The following is a 17287-nucleotide window of genomic DNA, read 5'->3' on the forward strand; positions in this document are numbered from 1 at the left end:
CCAACGGTAAGCTAGTCCCACTCAGACATCCTTTAATGATCCGTCCTGTGAGACGGGGAAGGAGGTCGGCATTTGGCGCACATTGTGCTCACCCAAGCTGACATCACCCGCGCGTTGACTCGAATTTCCCACGAGATCCTGGAGTCCAATCGGGGGCCGGACAATCTCGTCATTCTCGGCATCCCGACGCGGGGCGTGATCCTTGCCCGTCGTATCGCCGAGATCATCCAGCGGATCGAACCGGCGGCAACCGCCCTTCGGGTCGGATCGCTTGACGTGACGCTCTATCGTGACGATCTCGCCCACGGACGTACCCGCACGCCGTCGCGCACCGAGGTTCCTGGCCGCATCGACGACGCGACTGTCGTGCTCGTCGATGACGTGCTGTACTCGGGGCGCACCATCCGCAGCGCCCTCGACGCGCTCGGCGACCACGGCCGCCCGAACATCGTGCGCCTGGCTGTGCTCATTGATCGTGGCCATCGTGAGCTGCCGATTCGCGCCGACTTCGTCGGTCGAAACCTGCCGACGGCTGCTGACGAACGCATCAACGTGCACCTCGAAGAGATCGACGGTGACGAATCCGTCTCGATCGATGGCCGGAGTGACCGATGAGGCACCTTCTCTCCACCAAAGACCTCTCCCGCGACGAGGCCATCAACCTGCTCGACATTGCCGAAGACATGGCGGATGTCGCACAGCGCGAGGTCAAAAAGCTCCCGACCCTGCGTGGCAAGACCGTGGTGAACCTTTTTTTCGAAGACTCCACCCGCACGCGCATTTCCTTTGAGGCGGCTGCGAAGCGACTCAGTGCCGACGTGATCAACTTCAGCGCCAAGGGATCGAGCGTGTCGAAGGGGGAAAGCTTGAAAGACACCGCGCAGACCCTCGCCGCAATCGGTGCGGACGGCGTCGTCATTCGCCACCCCGCCTCAGGCGCCCCCGCCGTGCTCGCCGCGAGCGGGTGGATCGACGCCGGCATCATCAATGCCGGCGACGGCACCCACGAGCATCCCACCCAGGCCCTGCTCGATGCGTTCACCATCCGCCGTCGCATCCACGGTCAGGCCTCCCGGACCCGGGGACTCGACGGGGTCACGGTTACCATCGTCGGCGACGTACTGCACTCCCGGGTGGCCCGCTCCAACCTCTGGCTGCTCACCACTCTCGGCGCGGAGGTCACGTTCGTCGCCCCGCCCACCCTGTTGCCGAGTAATACCGCACTGTGGCCGGCTCGCTTCAGCTTTGACCTCGATGATGCGATCGATGCCGGCCCCGACGTGGTCATGATGCTGCGTATCCAGACCGAACGGATGAGCGCAGCGTTTTTTCCAAGCAGCCGCGAGTACTCCCGGGTCTGGGGACTCGACGACGCGCGATTTGGCCGACTCGGTCCGGCTAGCATTGTTATGCACCCCGGCCCGATGAATCGTGGTCTGGAGATTTCCTCGGCGGCGGCCGACTCCGCGAATTCGACCGTACTCGAACAGGTCACGAACGGTGTCTCCGTGCGGATGGCCGCGCTCTACCTGCTCTTATCCGGTGATCGGAAGGAATCGAAGAATGTCGATTGACGGATTACAGCAACACGACGTGCACGAAGCCTGGCTGATTCGCGGGGCGACGTTACCGGACGGCACGCGCACCGACATCCGTCTCGCTGGCGGACGTATCGACGAGCTCGGGACCGGCCTGTCCCCGAGCGGCGCGCGCGTGCTCGACGCCGACGGCCTCATCGCGCTGCCCGGCCTGGTAGACCTGCACGCCCACCTGCGCGAACCCGGCTACGAGCACAGCGAAACCGTGCGGAGCGGCAGCCGCGCCGCTGCCCGGGGCGGGTTCACGAGTGTGTTCGCCATGGCCAACACCCTGCCGGCCCAGGACACGGCCGGGGTGGTCGAGCAGGTACTCGCCCTAGGCGAGAGCGCCGGCTACGTTGACGTTCAGCCGATCGGCGCCGTCACCGTTGCCCTGGCCGGCAAACAGCTCGCCGAACTCGGAGCCATGGCATCGAGCAGGGCTCGCGTGCGGGTGTTCTCGGACGACGGATTCTGCGTCTCGGACCCGCTCCTCATGCGCCGTGCCCTCGAGTATGTCAAGGCCTTCGACGGCGTCATCGCGCAGCACTCTCAGGAACCACGCCTTACCGAAAAAGCCCAAATGAACGAGGGCGCCCTCTCCGGTGAGCTCGGTCTCATCGGCTGGCCGGCCGTCGCCGAAGAGTCGATCATCGCCCGCGATGTCCTGTTGGCCGAACATGTCGGGTCCCGCCTGCACGTCTGCCACGTCTCCACGGCCGGCTCGGTCGACGTGATCCGCTGGGCCAAGGCTCGCGGCATCAACGTGACGGCCGAGGTCACCCCGCACCACCTGCTGCTGACCGAAGACCTCGTGCGCGGCTACGATGCCCGGTTCAAGGTGAATCCGCCGCTGCGCAGCCGTGAAGACGTCGAGGCGCTGCGCGCCGGACTGGCCGACGGCACGATCGACATCGTCGCGACCGACCACGCACCGCATCCGGCCGAAAGCAAGGACTGCGAGTGGGACGCCGCCGCCAATGGCATGGTCGGGCTGGAATCGGCCCTCTCGGTCGTGCATGCCGCCGTTGTCGCCACCGGGCTGCTCGACTGGGCCGATATCGAACGCGTTCTGTCGCGCACCCCGGCCCGTATCGGTCGCCTGGCCGGTCAGGGCAACCCGATCGCGGTCGGTTCGCCGGCCGAGCTGGCGCTCTACGACCCGGCAGCGAGCCGAGTTTTCGGCCGCGCCGATTTGGCCGGTACCAGCTCGAACTCGCCCTACCTGTCCATGACGCTGCCCGGCGACGTGCGAGCGACATTCCACCGTGGCTATGCCACGATGCTCGACGGCGCGATTCGCAGCAGCCTCGAGATAGCCGGCCACACCAGAAAAGTAGTCACCCATGGATAGGTCTATTCCCGCCATCATCACAGGCCTTGTTCTGATCGGCGTTCTCGTTCTCATGTGGCGCAGTTGGCGAAAGCGTAGTCGACGAGATGGCGCCCTTGCCGCCGGCTACCCGATGCCGGAGAACACCGGAGCTGCACTGGCCGATGCCGCGACCTACTATGTGGCAACCACCCCCCGCGATGCGCCGCTCGAGCGGCTTGCTATTCGCGGGCTGGGTTTTCGGGCTCGCGCCGCTGTCACCGTGACCGAGGCCGGCGTGACGCTCGACCTCGATGGGAACCAGCCGGTGTTCATTGCTGCCAGCGCTATCGACGCGGTGGGTGCGGCCCAGGTGGCCATCGACCGGGTGGTCGAAACCGATGGTCTGGTCTGCCTGAGCTGGCGCCTCGCTACGGGCGCCACTGCCGGGCCCGACGACCGCCGCGCCGTTGACAGCTTCTTTCGCATCATCGATCCCAGTGATCGTGCTCGCCTCGTCGACTCGATCCGAACCATTGCCGCTACGGCCCATCAAGATGAAAGCGAGGCCTGACGTGCCCGACTCGACCGCTCCAAACCAGGCAGAAGCAATCCAGGCTGTACCAACGGAGGCCGTACCAAGCGACGCCGTCGCATCCGCTGCCGCCGTCTTGCCCGCAGTGAGTAGCACTTTCTCGACGACGACGACCGACCGGCCCGGCCCGGCCGTACTCGTTCTCGAAGACGGCCGCCGCTTCGTGGGTCGCCGCTACGGCAGCGAAGGCCAGACGCTCGGCGAAATCGTCTTCGCGACCGGCATGACCGGCTATCAGGAAGCCCTGACCGACCCGTCCTACGCCGGGCAGATCGTGCTCATGACTGCCCCGCACATCGGCAACACCGGAATGAACGACGAGGACATGGAGTCCAGGAAAATCTGGGTCGCCGGCTTCATCGTGCGGGAACCGGCCCGGATCGCCTCGAACCATCGTGCCACCCGCACCCTCGACGACGACCTCGAAGCGCAGGGCGTCGTCGGGATCAGCGGCATCGACACCCGTGCGATCACCCGCCACATCCGCTCGAAGGGCGCGATGAAGAGCGGCATCTTCTCGGGCGACCTGTTCGGCTTGTCCGACAGTGAACAGCTCGAACGGGTGCTCTCGGGCGCGCCCATGCGCGGTCGCAATCTCTCGCTGGAGGTCTCGACGGTCGAACCCTTCTCGATTCCCGCGCAGGGCGAGCACATCGGCTCCGTCGCGGTGCTCGACCTCGGTGTGAAGACCAGCACGCTCACCTACCTCGCCGAGCGCGGGTTCGAGGTGCTCGTCTTACCGCAGTCGGTCACCGCCGAGCACGTTCTCTCGCTGAAGCCCTCTGCCCTGTTCTTCTCCAACGGACCCGGTGACCCGGCCGCCTCCGACGCCCACGTCACCCTGCTACAGGAAGTGCTCCGCGCCGGCATCCCCTACTTCGGTATCTGCTTCGGCAACCAACTGCTCGGCCGGGCGCTCGGGTTTCGCACCTACAAGCTGCCGTTCGGGCATCGGGGCATCAACCAGCCCGTGCTCGACAAGACCACCGGACGAGTGGAGATCACCTCGCAGAACCACGGATTCGCCGTCGACATGCCCATCGAGGGTGTCCACGACTCGCGCGCCGGGTTCGGCCGCGTGGAAGTGAGCCACTACAGCCTCAACGACCAGGTGGTCGAAGGCATCCGCTGCCTCGATATCAACGCTTTCTCGGTGCAGTATCACCCGGAGGCAGCCTCCGGCCCGCACGACGCCAACCACTTGTTCGATCGATTCAGAGACGTTGTGCTGGCTTCGCAGCGCGGCAGTGCAGGAGAAACCAAATAATGCCCAAGCGCGACGATATCAACAGCGTTCTTGTCATCGGCAGCGGCCCGATCGTCATCGGTCAGGCGTGCGAGTTCGACTACTCCGGTACCCAGGCCTGCCGGGTGCTGCGCGAGGAAGGCGTTCGCGTCATCCTGGTCAACTCCAACCCGGCCACCATCATGACCGACCCCGACTTTGCCGATGCGACCTACATCGAACCCATCACGGCCGAGATTCTCGAGACGATCATCGCCAAGGAACGGCCGGATGCGATTCTGCCGACCCTGGGTGGGCAGACCGCCCTCAACGCGGCGATCCAGCTGCACGAGCGCGGAATCCTTCAGAAGTATGACGTCGAGCTGATCGGCGCGAGCTTCGACGCTATCAACAAGGGCGAAGACCGCATGATCTTCAAGCAGCTCGTCCTCGACGCGGGCGCGGGCGTGGCCCGGTCGTTCATCGCCCGCACGGTCGAGGAAGCCGTCGGCTACGCCACCGACCTCGGCTACCCGCTGGTCGTGCGTCCCTCCTTCACCATGGGCGGACTCGGCTCCGGCTTTGCCTACACCGAGGTGGAACTGCGGCGCATCGTCACCGACGGCCTGCACCACAGCCCGACGACCGAGGTATTGCTCGAGGAGTCGATTCTCGGCTGGAAAGAGTACGAGCTCGAGATGATGCGCGACACGGCCGACAACACCGTCGTCGTCTGCTCCATCGAAAACATCGACCCGGTCGGAGTCCACACCGGCGACTCGATCACCGTCGCCCCGGCCCTCACCCTGACCGACCGTGAATTCCAGCACCTGCGCGACATCTCAATCGACATCATCCGCGCCGTCGGCGTCGACACCGGCGGCTGCAACATCCAGTTCGCGATCAACCCGGTCGATGGCCGCGTCATCGTGATCGAGATGAACCCGCGGGTGTCGCGTTCCTCTGCCCTGGCCAGCAAGGCCACCGGATTTCCGATCGCCAAGATTGCGGCCAAACTCGCCATCGGTTACCGTCTCGACGAAATCCCCAATGACATCACCGGTGTCACCCCGGCAAGCTTCGAGCCCACCCTCGACTATGTCGTGGTCAAGGTGCCGCGCTTCGCGTTCGAGAAGTTCCCGGCCGCCGACCAGCGCTTGACCACGACCATGAAGTCGGTCGGTGAAGCTATGGCGATCGGTCGCAGCTTCACATCCGCATTGCAGAAGGCGCTGCGCTCGCTCGAGAAGCGCGGCTCGAGCTTTCACTGGGGCGAGGAATCCCGCACGGTCGACGAACTGCTCATCGCCGCCGAGATTCCCACCGACGGCCGCATCGTCACCGTGCAGCAGGCCCTCCGCCGTGGCGCGACCATCGATCAGGTCTTCGCCGCCACCAAGATCGATCCGTGGTTCCTTGATCAGATCGTTCTGATCAACGAGATCGCCGACACGGTCAAGGCCGCCGACCGGCTCGACCGCGACGTCATGATCCTCGCCAAGGACCACGGCTTTTCCGACGCCCAGATCGGCGAGTTGCGCGGTTTCGGGGAAGCGGATGTCCGCACCGTGCGCCACATTCTCGGTGTGCGTCCCGTGTTCAAGACCGTCGACACCTGCGCGGGGGAGTTTCCCGCCCTCACGCCGTACCACTACTCGAGCTACGACGACGAGACCGAGGTCGTCGCCAGCGACCGGCGCAAAGTCGTCATCCTGGGCTCCGGCCCGAACCGCATCGGGCAGGGTGTCGAATTCGACTACTCGTGTGTGCACGCCTCTTTCGCACTGTCGGAGGCCGGCTACGAGACCATCATGATCAACTGCAACCCGGAGACGGTCTCCACGGACTACGACACGAGTGACCGGCTCTACTTCGAACCGCTCACCCTTGAAGACGTGCTCGAGGTCATCTACGCCGAAAGCCAGAGCGGCGAACTCGTCGGTGTCGTCGTGCAGCTCGGCGGCCAGACCGCTTTGAGCCTCGCCCGAGGCCTGGAAGCGGCGGGTATCCCCATTCTCGGCACAACCCCCGATGCGATCGACCTCGCTGAGGAACGTGGACTGTTCTCGAAGATTCTGGACGATGCCGGCCTGCTCGCGCCCCGCAACGGAACAGCGATCGACTTCGCCGGAGCCGTCGTGGTCGCCGAAGAGATCGGTTACCCGGTGCTCGTGCGCCCGAGCTACGTGCTTGGCGGCCGCGGCATGGAGATCGTCTACGATTCCCCGTCACTCGCCGACTACTTCACCCGCATGGCCGGGCAGGGAATCATCGGCGCGGGGCATCCGCTTCTCGTCGACCGTTTTCTCGATGACGCGATCGAGATCGACGTTGACGCCATATACGACGGTCACGAGCTCTACATCGGCGGCGTCATGGAGCACATCGAAGAAGCCGGAATCCACTCCGGTGACTCGAGCTGCACCTTGCCGCCGGTCACCCTCGGGCGCGCCGAAATCGACCGGGTACGCGAAGCCACCCTCGGCATCGCCCGTGGCATCGGAGTGAAGGGCCTGCTCAACGTGCAGTTCGCGATCGGCGCCGGTGTGCTCTACGTGCTCGAGGCCAACCCGCGCGCCTCGCGCACCGTGCCGTTCGTCGCGAAAGCGCTGGGCATCACGCTCGCCAAGGCCGCCGCGCTGATCATGGTCGGTACGACCATCGCCGAGCTCAAAGCCGAGGGCAAGCTGCCGCTGATCGACGGCTCTCGCGTTTCGATCGAATCGCCGGTAGCGGTGAAGGAAGCCGTGTTGCCGTTCAACCGGTTCCGCACCCCCGAGGGCCTCGTCGTCGACTCCATCCTCGGCCCGGAAATGCGCTCCACCGGCGAGGTCATGGGCATCGATCGCGACTTCCCACGGGCCTTCGCTAAGAGCCAGCTCGCTGCCTACGGCGGAATTCCGCTGTCCGGCACCGTCTTCGTGTCGGTCTCCGACCGCGACAAGCGTGCGATCATCTTGCCCATGCTGCGGCTGCAGCAGCTCGGCTACGAGATCACCGCGACCATCGGTACCGCCGAGGTGCTGCAACGCAACGGTATCCGCGCCCGCGTTGTGACCAAGTTCAGCGAGAAATCGGGGGAGGACGACGTGTCCATCGTCGAGCTCATTCGCCGCGAAGAGATTCAGATCGTCATCAACACTCCCGGTGGCAGCACGGCCAGGGCCGACGGCTATGAGATTCGTGCGGCCGCCGTTGCCGGCGACCTGCCGTTGTTCACCACGATTGCTGAGCTCAGCGCTGCGGTCGCCTCAATCGACTCTATTCGCGACGGGTTCGAGGTGACCTCGCTCCAGGAATACGCCACCGCGCGAACGGCCCTGTTGTGACGAGGTCGCCTGAACCGGACGTGACCGGATCGGTTCTCACCTTCGGCGATCGTCTCACTGGAGTGTTCGCCGAACGCGGCCAGCTGTGCGTGGGTATCGATCCGCACTCCTGGCTACTGAGCGACTGGAACCTACCCGACACGGCCGCTGGCGCCGAATCCTTCGGCCGCACGGTCGTCGCCGCTGCGGCCGGCCGGGTCGGCCTGGTCAAACCTCAGGTCGCTTTCTACGAACGTTTCGGTTCGGCCGGGTTCGTCGCGCTCGAGCGGGTACTGGCCGACGCCCGGCAGGCTGGCCTGCTCGTGATCGGCGACGCCAAACGCGGCGATCTCGGCACGAGTGCCCTGGCCTATGCCGAGGCCTGGTTCTCACCCGGTTCCCCGCTCGAAGTGGATGCCCTCACCCTGGCCGCGTACATGGGTGTCGGTTCGCTCGACGCGTCACTCAGTCTCGCGGCCGCACACGGCAAGGGTGTCTTCCTGCTTGCCGCGACGTCCAACCCCGAGGCCGGCAACATTCAGCGCGCAATCGTGGCCGACGGGAGCTACGCCGGTTCGAGTGTCGCGCGCGCCATTCTCGATGATGTCGGAGAGCGCAATGCGCGCGCTGGCCGGGATACCGAAGTGACGGCATCCGTTCGCGCAGTGACCGGTCTCGGGTCGATCGGCGTCGTGCTGGGGGCCACGCTCGACCTGGCCCTCTTCGGCATTGACGTGCACCGGGCGCCGACCGAATTTCGAACACCCGTGCTCGCACCGGGCTTCGGACACCAGGGTGGGAATATTATGGATCTGATCTCGATATATGGCGGATACGCCGATGGGGTTATCGTGAGTGAATCGCGCAGTGTGCTCTCGGCCGGACCCCACCGAATCGAAGAAGCCATTGAGCGCCGAGTAGCCGAGGTAGGTGCCGTTCGTGGCTGAAAATCGTCCAACCCCGCCCGAAGTCGACCGGGTCGCTGCCTCGCGTGCTGCTGTCGCGGCACGCCGCGCTCGCGCTCGGGTCAAGGCGGAGGTCGCCTCCGGCGAACGGACCGCGCTCGAGGTGCTCTCCACAGCGATCGCGAACCCGATCGGAACCGAGGGTCGGCTGCGCGTGACCGAGCTGCTCGTGAGTATTCCGGCCATCGGCGTGACCAAGATGCAGCGCATCATCCACCGCTTGGAGATTTCACCGTCCAAACGTCTCGGTGGGCTCGGCCGGCACCAGCGCGATCGGTTGCGCGATTTTCTCTCTGAACGACCCACCCTGCGCCATAGCGCTGTCGACTCCAAGCTCATCGTTCTTGCTGGCCCGACTGCTGTGGGCAAGGGAACTGTGGCCGGGTACATTCGCGAGAACTACCCGCACGTGTTGCTCTCCGTTTCAGCGACGACTCGAGCACCGCGCCCCGGAGAGGTTGAGGGAGTGAGCTATTTCTTTGTCTCGGACGATGAGTTCGATGAAATGATCGAGTCCGGCGAATTGCTCGAGTGGGCCACAGTGCACAACGCGTACCGCTACGGTACCCCCCGCGGACCCGTCGACGACGCCATCGCTGCAGGCAACAGCGTGCTTCTCGAAATCGATCTGCAGGGCGCCCGCGCCGTTCGGCGTGCCATGCCGGAAGCCTGCCTCGTGTTCCTGCTGCCACCGAGCTGGGAGGAACTGGTGCGCCGCCTGATCGGTCGCGGTACCGAAGACGCGGCAGAACAGGCCCGCCGTCTGGAGACCGCAAAGCTGGAATTAGCCGCCCAGGGCGAGTTCGATTATCGCGTGATCAACCATGATGTCGGCGACGCCGCTCGTGAGGTCGTAGACTTGATGGAGATTCGCGCTGCATCCAGCATGTCGTAGCACCCGTTTCTGATGAATTCTTGCGTGTCCTCGGGCGCGCTCGCCCTCGTATGTTCTCGTTCAACAACAGATTCGCACAGGCCACGGCCGTGCTCTATTAGGAGTGTGACACCAATGGCGAACAAGCCCACTGGCATCATTGACCCGCCCATCGACGACCTGCTCTCCAAGGTCGATTCGAAGTATGCCCTCGTGATTTTCGCATCCAAGCGTGCGCGCCAGATCAACGACTACTACGCCGACCTCCACGAAGGCAGCTTGTTCGACAACGTCGGACCGCTCGTCGACTCAACCGTTGAAGACAAGCCGCTCTCGGTCGCCCTGCGCGAGATCAACGACGACAAGCTCGTTTCCCGCCCGATCGTCGAGGCCTAGAACACCGCACCCCAAGCGCGCAGGATGAAGACACCTCGCACGATCGTCGTCGGAATCACCGGCGGCATCGCCGCGTACAAGGCAGTCAACATCGTGCGCGCTTTCGTGTTGAACGGCGACTCGGTGCACGTTGTCGCCACCGCTGCTGCCCTGCGCTTCGTCGGCAAGCCGACCCTCGAAGCGATCTCGCGTAACCCGGTGTACACCGACCTCTATGAGGGCGTTGACGAGGTGCGCCACGTAGCCATCGGGCAGAGCGCGGACCTCATCGTCGTGGCTCCGGCTACGGCAAACAGCATTGCCAAACTCGCCGTTGGCCTCGCCGACGATCTGCTCGGCAACACGATTCTGGCCAGCACCGCGCCGCTCGTGATCGCCCCGGCGATGCACACCGAAATGTGGAACAACATAGCCACGGTCGCCAACATCGCCACCCTGAGGTCGCGCGGCGTCACCATCGTCGGCCCCGGCGTCGGCCGCCTCACCGGCACCGATACCGGTGTTGGGCGCATGGAGGACCCCGAGACCATCGTGGCGATGGCTTTGGCCGTACTCGACCGCGTGCAGCCCGGTGGCGAGTGCGCGGCATCCGCTGTGCACGATCTGACCGGTCGCCGGGTGCTGATCAGCGCCGGCGGCACCAGGGAACCGCTCGATCCGGTGCGGTTCCTCGGCAATCGGTCGAGTGGAAAGCAGGGCGTCGCACTCGCTCAGGCTGCGCTGGCCCGGGGAGCTCAGGTCACCCTGGTCGCCGCTCATCTCGAGGTGCCCGTTCCCACCAGCGTCACCACCGTCAGGGTCAGCAGCGCTCTGGAGATGCACGAGGCTATGACACTCGCCGCCGAATCGGCCGAGGTCATCATCATGGCCGCTGCGGTGGCCGACTATCGGCCCAAGACCGTGCAGCTCGGTAAAATCAAGAAGGAAGACGTGGGGGATACCCTCACCCTGGAACTTGTCAAAAATCCCGACACTCTGGCCAGCCTGTCTGCTGCGCGCCGGCGGGACCAGCTGATCATCGGCTTCGCCGCCGAGACAGAAATGGATGTTGATCGGCTGCTCACTCTCGGCCGCGCCAAAATCTCCCGCAAGGGGTGCGACTACCTGGTCGTGAACCGGGTAGGCCCGGGCGTCGGTTTCGGCACGGAACGTAACACCGTGACGGTGCTCGATCGCCACGGAGTTATAGTGAAGGAGGCCTCCGGCAGTAAAATGTCGGTGGCCAATTGCATACTTGACCTGATCGGCTAGCGTCCGCTGCGACAGGCGAGAACTCCTACGTTTTCATTCAAAACTACGTTTTTTAGTAAACAGAGACGAGCCAGATGAGCGACCTTCGCCTCTTCACCTCGGAATCAGTGACCGAGGGTCACCCCGACAAGATCTGCGACCAGATCTCCGACAGTATCCTCGATGCCCTGCTCGCCGACGATCCGCACAGCCGGGTCGCGGTTGAGACCCTGGTCACCACGGGGCTCGTGCATGTGGCGGGCGAGGTCACTACCGATGCGTATGTCGAGATTCCCTCGATCGTGCGCAAGTGCATCACCGACATCGGCTACGACTCTTCCGACGTCTGGTTCGACGGCCGGTCCTGCGGCGTGGAAATCTCCATCGGCGGCCAGTCACCCGACATCGCCCAGGGCGTCGACGACGCTTTCGAAACGCGCGAGCAGTCCAGCCTCGACGACTTCGACCGCCAAGGCGCCGGCGACCAGGGCATCATGTTCGGCTACGCCACGCGGGAGACCCCCGAACTCATGCCGATCCCTATCTGGATCGCCCACCGCCTGGCGGAACGCCTCGCCTTCGTGCGCAAAAGCGGCGAACTCGATTACCTGCGCCCCGACGGCAAGACCCAGGTCACCATCGGCTATGACGGAATCGTTCCACGCACCGTCGAGACCGTCGTGGTGTCAACCCAGCACGCGCCCTCGGTGTCCACCGAGCAGTTGCGCCTCGAGGTGGAAGAGCGCGTGATTCGTCCGGTGCTCGACCTGATCGATCTTGATTCTTCTGAGCTCACAACCCTGATCAACCCGACGGGGCGCTTTGAAATCGGTGGCCCGCAGGGCGATGCCGGCCTCACCGGTCGCAAGATCATCATCGATACCTACGGCGGATCGAGCCGCCACGGCGGCGGTGCGTTCAGTGGCAAGGACCCGTCCAAGGTCGACCGATCTGCTGCCTATGCCATGCGCTGGGTCGCGAAGAATGCTGTGGCTGCCGGCCTGGCCGAGCGCCTCGAAGTACAGGTTGCCTATGCGATCGGAAAGGCGTCCCCGGTTGGCCTGTACGTTGAAACTTTCGGCACCGGTGTGCTGCCTGATAAGGAGATCACCGCGGCTATTCGCGCCGTGTTCGACCTGCGACCGGCAGCCATCATCCACTCGCTTGACCTGCTGCGTCCCATCTACGCGCAGACGGCCACGTATGGCCACTTCGGCCGGGAGCTTCCCGACTTCACCTGGGAGCGTCTCGACAAGGTCGACGACCTGATCCGCGCCGCCGGCCTCTGAAGTCGGCGCAGTCATGACGCACTCCGGCCTCGTCGCACGGGTGCTGATCGAGTCCCCCCTGCCGCAACTGGACCACCTGTTCGATTACGGCGTCCCCACCGAACTGGTCGGTCAGGTTGCGGCGGGAATGCGCGTCAAGGTGCCCTTTCGGTCTGGCGGCCGTGTCGTCGACGCGTATGTGATCGAGGTGCTGGATCCGCGAGCCGCTCGGCCCCGGTCCGACTCGGAAACGGATGTCGCCTTCCGCGGCGCCCTGAGTCCGCTCGACTCGGTCGTATCCGCAGCCGTCGTGCTCACGCCCGACGTGTGGAAACTGGCGCGCCGGCTGGCGGATCGGGCTGCCGGCAACGCGAGTGACATCATCCGACTCGCGGTGCCGCCGCGGCAGGTGCGCGTTGAAAAGGCCTGGTTGGCGGCGCAGGCCGTTCCTGCCGTTTCGCGCACGGGTACCGAACCGGCTGATCCTGCTCCGTCACCCGTAAGGATCGGCCTGGCCGCTCCCGCCTTCGTCGGCTACCCGACCGGACGGCTCGATAGTGTGATCATGGAGCACCACCGCGTCGCCGTCGCCGCTATCCCCGAACTCACGCAGCTGATCGACGGCAGCACGATCGGCCGTTGGGCTCAAACCCTGGCCGAACTCGCCGTCGCCACCGTCAGCGCAGGGCAGAGCGCCATTCTCTGCGTGCCCGACTTTCGTGATCAGGACCAGGTACAAGCCGCCCTGGCCCAGCTCGCCCCGACGCTGCCGCTCTGCCGGGTCGATGCCCGCCAGCCGAACCCCGACCGGTACCGCGCCTTTCTGGCCTGCCTCGAGCCCGCACCGCGCATCATCCTCGGAAACCGCTCGGCTGTCTACGCGCCCGCGCACGACCTCGGCCTCATCGCCGTCTGGGACGACGGCGATCCGCTCTACTCCGAACCGCTCAGCCCCTACGTCAATACCCGCGACGCGGCCCTGGTGCGCCAGCAAGACAGCGACTGCGCCCTCGTGCTGCTCGGCCACTCGCGCAGCGTCGAAACCCAGCGCCTGGTCGAGCTGGGGTACCTGACCGAGGTGAATCCGGCCGCCGATCGACACCCGCGCATCATCCCTACTGATTTTCAATCCGAACCCGACCAGCAGGCTCGCGCGGCCCGGATCCCGTCGGCAGCATGGCAGGCTGCGCGGGAGGCGCTCGTGCATGGGCCGGTACTGGTGCAGGTCGCGAGCCCGGGGTATGCCCCGATGCTCGCCTGCCAAAGCTGCAAGAAAGCCGCTCGGTGCACCCACTGCCAGGGGCCGCTCGGGCTGAAGTCAGCCTCGGCCGTGCCGTCTTGTCGGTGGTGCGGCGCCCTCGCCGCCGGGTGGACCTGCGCGCACTGCGAAGGCACCAAACTGCGTGTGGTGACGCTCGGCACCGGGCGCACCGCCGAAGAACTCGGCCGCGCCTTTCCCGGCGCGCGCGTCATCGTCGCCGACGGCGAACATACGATTCAGACCCTTGGCGCCCAGCCGGCTCTCGTAATCGCCACCCGGGGCGCCGAACCGGTGCCGACCGGCGGGTACCGGGCCATCCTCATCCTCGACGGCGAGCGGATGCTTGCCCGCGAATCGCTGCGCGTCGCTGAGGACTGCCTGCGCTGGTGGGCCAACGCGGCCGCTCTTGCCGCGCCCGGCGCTCCCGTGTTGCTCGCCGGGGTCGGGGGCACCCTCGCCCGGGCACTCAATTCCTGGCGGCCAGACAACTTCGCCGCGAGCGAGCTCGCCGACCGTCGCCAGCTGCGGTTTCCGCCGGCCGTACGCGTGGCTTCGGTCACCGGCACCGCTGCAGACGTCGACGCTGCCCTCGCTGATCTCGTTGCGGTGGCCGGCCTGGACATACTGGGCCCGGTCGACACCGACGCCCCCCTGGTGCGGGCGGTCGTCCGGTTCGGCTACGCCCGCGGCGATGAAGTGGCCCACGCGCTCAAGGCGGCGGTCGTGCGAAACGCCGCCACACGCCGCAAGTCGAAGTCGGGTTCGTTCCAACCGCCACCTACACTTAAAGTTCGATTCGACGACCCGGAGCTGCTCTAAATGAAACTCGTCTTTGCCGGCACGCCCGAGGTCGCGCTGCCCAGCCTCACGGCCCTGGCCAGCTCCGAGCACGAGATTGTCTCTGTGATCACTCGAGCGGATGCTCCGCTCGGCCGCAAGCGCACCCTCACTCCGTCGCCGGTCGCGCAGGCCGCGATGGCCCAGGGCTACCCGGTACTGAAGACCAACCGACTCGACGCTGAGGCGACCGAGACCATCCGTGCCCGGCAACCCGATCTCGGTGTCATCGTCGCCTACGGCGGCATCGTGCGTGAGCCCCTGCTCTCCGTTCCCCGCCTCGGTTGGATCAACCTGCACTTCTCCCTCCTGCCGCGGTGGCGGGGAGCCTCCCCGGTGCAGCGCGCCGTCATCGCCGGTGATGAACGAACCGGCGCCGCAGTGTTCCAGCTGGTACCCGAACTCGACGCCGGTGCCGTTTTCGGAAGTTTCTCCCAACCCCTCGGCGCACATGCCACATCAGGAATACTTCTCGAGGAGCTCAGCCACAGCGGCGCCGCGCTGCTCCTGCGGGTCGTCTCTGAGCTCGCCGCCGGCACCGCCCTGGCCGTGGCGCAGACCGGCGAGGCGACCCTCGCGCCCAAACTGGTGCGAGACGATGCGCGGATCGTGTTCAGCCGACCAGCGGCATCCGTTTATAACCATATTCGCGGGGTGACCCCGGAGCCGGGTGCGTTCACGACCGTGAACGGCGCCGAATTGAAACTCCTCGAGGTCGCTCCCAGCGTCGACCAACCCAACCTGCCTGCCGGAACTATTGTGCAGCGCGAAAAGATAGTGCTGATTGGCACGCAGACCGAACCCCTGGTTCTGCTGCGCGTGCAACCGGCCGGAAAGACAGCGATGACAGCGAACGACTGGTGGCGCGGAGTGGCAGCAGAATCGGTGACGGCGTCATGAGTGACGACCGCCCAGGCTCGGCCCGTGGAGGCTCGGACCGTTCAAAATCGGACCGTGCTCACTCAAACCGTACCTACTCGGACCGTGCGGCCGACTCGGTAGTGTCGGGCACTGTCCGGTCGCGCCCGGCCCCGGCCGACTTCGTGCAGCCGGCCCGACGTATCGCCTATGAGGTGATCGCGGCGGTGCGCGAATCCGACGCGTACGCGAACCTGCTGCTGCCGACGCGCATTCAACGCGCAGCCCTGAATACGGCGGATGCCGCCCTCGCGACCGAGCTCACCTACGGAACCCTGCGCATGCAGGGGTTCTATGACCGTGTGATCGCCCTCGCCGCCAACAGACCGGTCAGCGCCATCGATCCGGGCATTCTCGATGTGCTGCGCCTTGGCACCCATCAGCTGCTGGCGACTCGTATCGCGACCCACGCCGCGGTCAACGAATCCGTCTCACTCGCCAAGCAGGTCGGTTCGCGCTCCGCGACCGGTTTCACCAACGGCGTGCTGCGCACCATCTCTCGATCGAGCGCCGAGGAATGGCGTGACCGGGTGCTCGAAGGCGCGGTCAACGTCGATGACCGGCTCGCCGCCGAATATTCGCATCCCGCCTGGATCGTGCGGGCCTTTCGGCAGGCACTGCGTGCGGAAGGTCACGAAGACGAGCTGGCCGATCTGCTCGCAGCCGACAATATGGCGGCAAAGGTCAATATGGTCGCGTTGCCCGGCCTCGCCACCGACGAAGACCGCGAACGGCTGGGCCTCGCCGATGAATTCTCACCGGTGGGTTTTGTGTTGGACTCCGGAGACCCCTACCACCTCGTGACCGCGACAGCGGGTCGCATTCGGGTGCAGGATGAGGGATCGCAGATCGCCGCTCTGGCACTCAGCCGGGCCCGGCCGATCGTTGCGGGGGAGCGGTGGCTCGACCTCTGCGCCGGACCCGGTGGCAAGGCCGCCCTGCTCGCTTCCGAGGCACGCGCCGGGGGAGCCGAACTTGTAGCCAACGAGCTTGTTCCCGCCCGGGCGACCCTCGTGCGCACCGCCCTCGAGGCCCTTCCCGAGCCAGTTCCGGTGTGGGAAATCGACGGCACCACCATCGGCCGAACGCACCCGGAAACCTTCGACCGTATTTTGCTCGACGCCCCCTGCACCGGCCTCGGCGCCCTTCGGCGCCGACCCGAGGCGCGTTGGCGCAAACAGCCCAAGGACGTCGCCGACCTCGCTGGCCTGCAGTCGGGACTCATCGAGGCGGCCTTGCTCGCGCTCAAGCCCGGCGGCATCCTCGCCTACGTCACCTGCTCCCCGCACACCGCCGAGACACGGGCAATTGTCGCCCTCGCTGTGCGCAATGCCGGCGGAACCGTGACGGCGCTCGACACTGCCGCCGTCGTGCAGTCATTCAGCGCGGCGAACCTTGACCTGCCCGCCGATACCGGGAGCGTGCAACTGTGGCCGCACCGCCACGGTACCGACGCCATGTTCATCATTCTGCTGCAGCGCTCCGACGAGTAGGCGCACCGCCGCCCAGACCAGCGGATGC

Annotated in this window: 14 protein-coding genes; all 14 read left to right on the top strand. The window is 65.7% G+C overall.

The genetic code is table 11. The annotated features are described in order from the left end of the window. Positions 1-72: 72 nt before the first annotated feature. The 14 genes from pyrR to CXY72_RS18145 all read left to right on the top strand — a co-directional run bounded on the left by pyrR (position 73) and on the right by CXY72_RS18145 (position 17259). On the top strand, positions 73-615 hold the full coding sequence (pyrR, locus tag CXY72_RS18080; protein WP_104129044.1) for a bifunctional pyr operon transcriptional regulator/uracil phosphoribosyltransferase PyrR: 543 nt from the start codon (positions 73-75) through the stop codon (positions 613-615). Beyond that, positions 612-1574: an aspartate carbamoyltransferase catalytic subunit gene (locus tag CXY72_RS18085; protein ID WP_104129045.1), complete on the top strand. Its 963-nt coding sequence runs from the start codon at positions 612-614 to the stop codon at positions 1572-1574. The genes pyrR and CXY72_RS18085 overlap by 4 nt, the downstream gene beginning before the upstream one ends. Further along, positions 1564-2931, top strand: a complete 1368-nt coding sequence (locus CXY72_RS18090) for a dihydroorotase (protein ID WP_199184089.1) — start codon at positions 1564-1566, stop codon at positions 2929-2931. Before CXY72_RS18085 ends, CXY72_RS18090 begins: the two co-directional genes overlap by 11 nt. After that, the gene (locus tag CXY72_RS18095; RefSeq protein ID WP_104129046.1) at positions 2924-3463 is read left to right on the top strand and encodes a hypothetical protein; all 540 of its coding nucleotides are present in this window, start codon (positions 2924-2926) and stop codon (positions 3461-3463) included. The genes CXY72_RS18090 and CXY72_RS18095 overlap by 8 nt, the downstream gene beginning before the upstream one ends. A gap of 97 nt (positions 3464-3560) precedes the next feature. Next, positions 3561-4751, top strand: coding sequence for a glutamine-hydrolyzing carbamoyl-phosphate synthase small subunit (gene carA, locus CXY72_RS18100; protein ID WP_370446285.1), 1191 nt, complete (start codon positions 3561-3563; stop codon positions 4749-4751). After that, positions 4751-8038, top strand: a complete 3288-nt coding sequence (gene carB, locus CXY72_RS18105) for a carbamoyl-phosphate synthase large subunit (RefSeq protein WP_104129048.1) — start codon at positions 4751-4753, stop codon at positions 8036-8038. The genes carA and carB overlap by 1 nt, the downstream gene beginning before the upstream one ends. Positions 8039-8058: 20 nt before the next feature. Beyond that, positions 8059-8964 carry an orotidine-5'-phosphate decarboxylase gene (pyrF, locus tag CXY72_RS18110; protein ID WP_104129222.1) on the top strand — a complete coding sequence of 302 codons (906 nt, stop codon included), beginning with the start codon at positions 8059-8061 and terminating at the stop codon, positions 8962-8964. Continuing rightward, positions 8957-9877 carry a guanylate kinase gene (gene gmk / locus CXY72_RS18115; protein ID WP_104129223.1) on the top strand — a complete coding sequence of 307 codons (921 nt, stop codon included), beginning with the start codon at positions 8957-8959 and terminating at the stop codon, positions 9875-9877. Before pyrF ends, gmk begins: the two co-directional genes overlap by 8 nt. A gap of 114 nt (positions 9878-9991) precedes the next feature. Continuing rightward, on the top strand, positions 9992-10252 hold the full coding sequence (rpoZ, locus tag CXY72_RS18120) for a DNA-directed RNA polymerase subunit omega (protein WP_092107764.1): 261 nt from the start codon (positions 9992-9994) through the stop codon (positions 10250-10252). Between the two features lie 24 nt (positions 10253-10276). Further along, entirely contained in the window at positions 10277-11503 is a 1227-nt protein-coding gene (gene coaBC / locus CXY72_RS18125) for a bifunctional phosphopantothenoylcysteine decarboxylase/phosphopantothenate--cysteine ligase CoaBC (protein WP_104129049.1), read from the top strand. A 74-nt stretch (positions 11504-11577) separates the two neighbouring features. Further along, entirely contained in the window at positions 11578-12771 is a 1194-nt protein-coding gene (gene metK / locus CXY72_RS18130; protein ID WP_104129050.1) for a methionine adenosyltransferase, read from the top strand. A 13-nt stretch (positions 12772-12784) separates the two neighbouring features. Then, the gene (locus tag CXY72_RS18135; RefSeq protein ID WP_104129051.1) at positions 12785-14830 is read left to right on the top strand and encodes a hypothetical protein; all 2046 of its coding nucleotides are present in this window, start codon (positions 12785-12787) and stop codon (positions 14828-14830) included. Then, complete coding sequence (fmt, locus tag CXY72_RS18140) at positions 14831-15748, top strand: methionyl-tRNA formyltransferase (RefSeq protein WP_104129052.1); 918 nt, start codon at positions 14831-14833, stop codon at positions 15746-15748. It begins immediately after the preceding gene. Further along, the gene (locus CXY72_RS18145; RefSeq protein ID WP_104129053.1) at positions 15745-17259 is read left to right on the top strand and encodes an RsmB/NOP family class I SAM-dependent RNA methyltransferase; all 1515 of its coding nucleotides are present in this window, start codon (positions 15745-15747) and stop codon (positions 17257-17259) included. Before fmt ends, CXY72_RS18145 begins: the two co-directional genes overlap by 4 nt. The last annotated feature ends 28 nt before the right edge of the window (positions 17260-17287 follow it).

Origin of the sequence: Cryobacterium sp. Y57, assembly GCF_002929505.1 — a bacterium.
Taxonomy (GTDB): Bacteria; Actinomycetota; Actinomycetes; order Actinomycetales; family Microbacteriaceae; genus Cryobacterium.

Bases quoted from the DNA above. Each gene is read 5' to 3' on its own strand.
- CXY72_RS18085 (WP_104129045.1), top strand. From the start codon at position 612: ATGAGGCACCTTCTCTCCACCAAAGACCTCTCCCGCGACGAGGCCATC.
- CXY72_RS18090 (WP_199184089.1), top strand. From the start codon at position 1,564: ATGTCGATTGACGGATTACAGCAACACGACGTGCACGAAGCCTGGCTG.
- CXY72_RS18095 (WP_104129046.1), top strand. From the start codon at position 2,924: ATGGATAGGTCTATTCCCGCCATCATCACAGGCCTTGTTCTGATCGGC.
- carB (WP_104129048.1), top strand. From the start codon at position 4,751: ATGCCCAAGCGCGACGATATCAACAGCGTTCTTGTCATCGGCAGCGGC.
- rpoZ (WP_092107764.1), top strand. From the start codon at position 9,992: ATGGCGAACAAGCCCACTGGCATCATTGACCCGCCCATCGACGACCTG.
- coaBC (WP_104129049.1), top strand. From the start codon at position 10,277: ATGAAGACACCTCGCACGATCGTCGTCGGAATCACCGGCGGCATCGCC.
- metK (WP_104129050.1), top strand. From the start codon at position 11,578: ATGAGCGACCTTCGCCTCTTCACCTCGGAATCAGTGACCGAGGGTCAC.
- CXY72_RS18135 (WP_104129051.1), top strand. From the start codon at position 12,785: ATGACGCACTCCGGCCTCGTCGCACGGGTGCTGATCGAGTCCCCCCTG.
- fmt (WP_104129052.1), top strand. From the start codon at position 14,831: ATGAAACTCGTCTTTGCCGGCACGCCCGAGGTCGCGCTGCCCAGCCTC.
- CXY72_RS18145 (WP_104129053.1), top strand. From the start codon at position 15,745: ATGAGTGACGACCGCCCAGGCTCGGCCCGTGGAGGCTCGGACCGTTCA.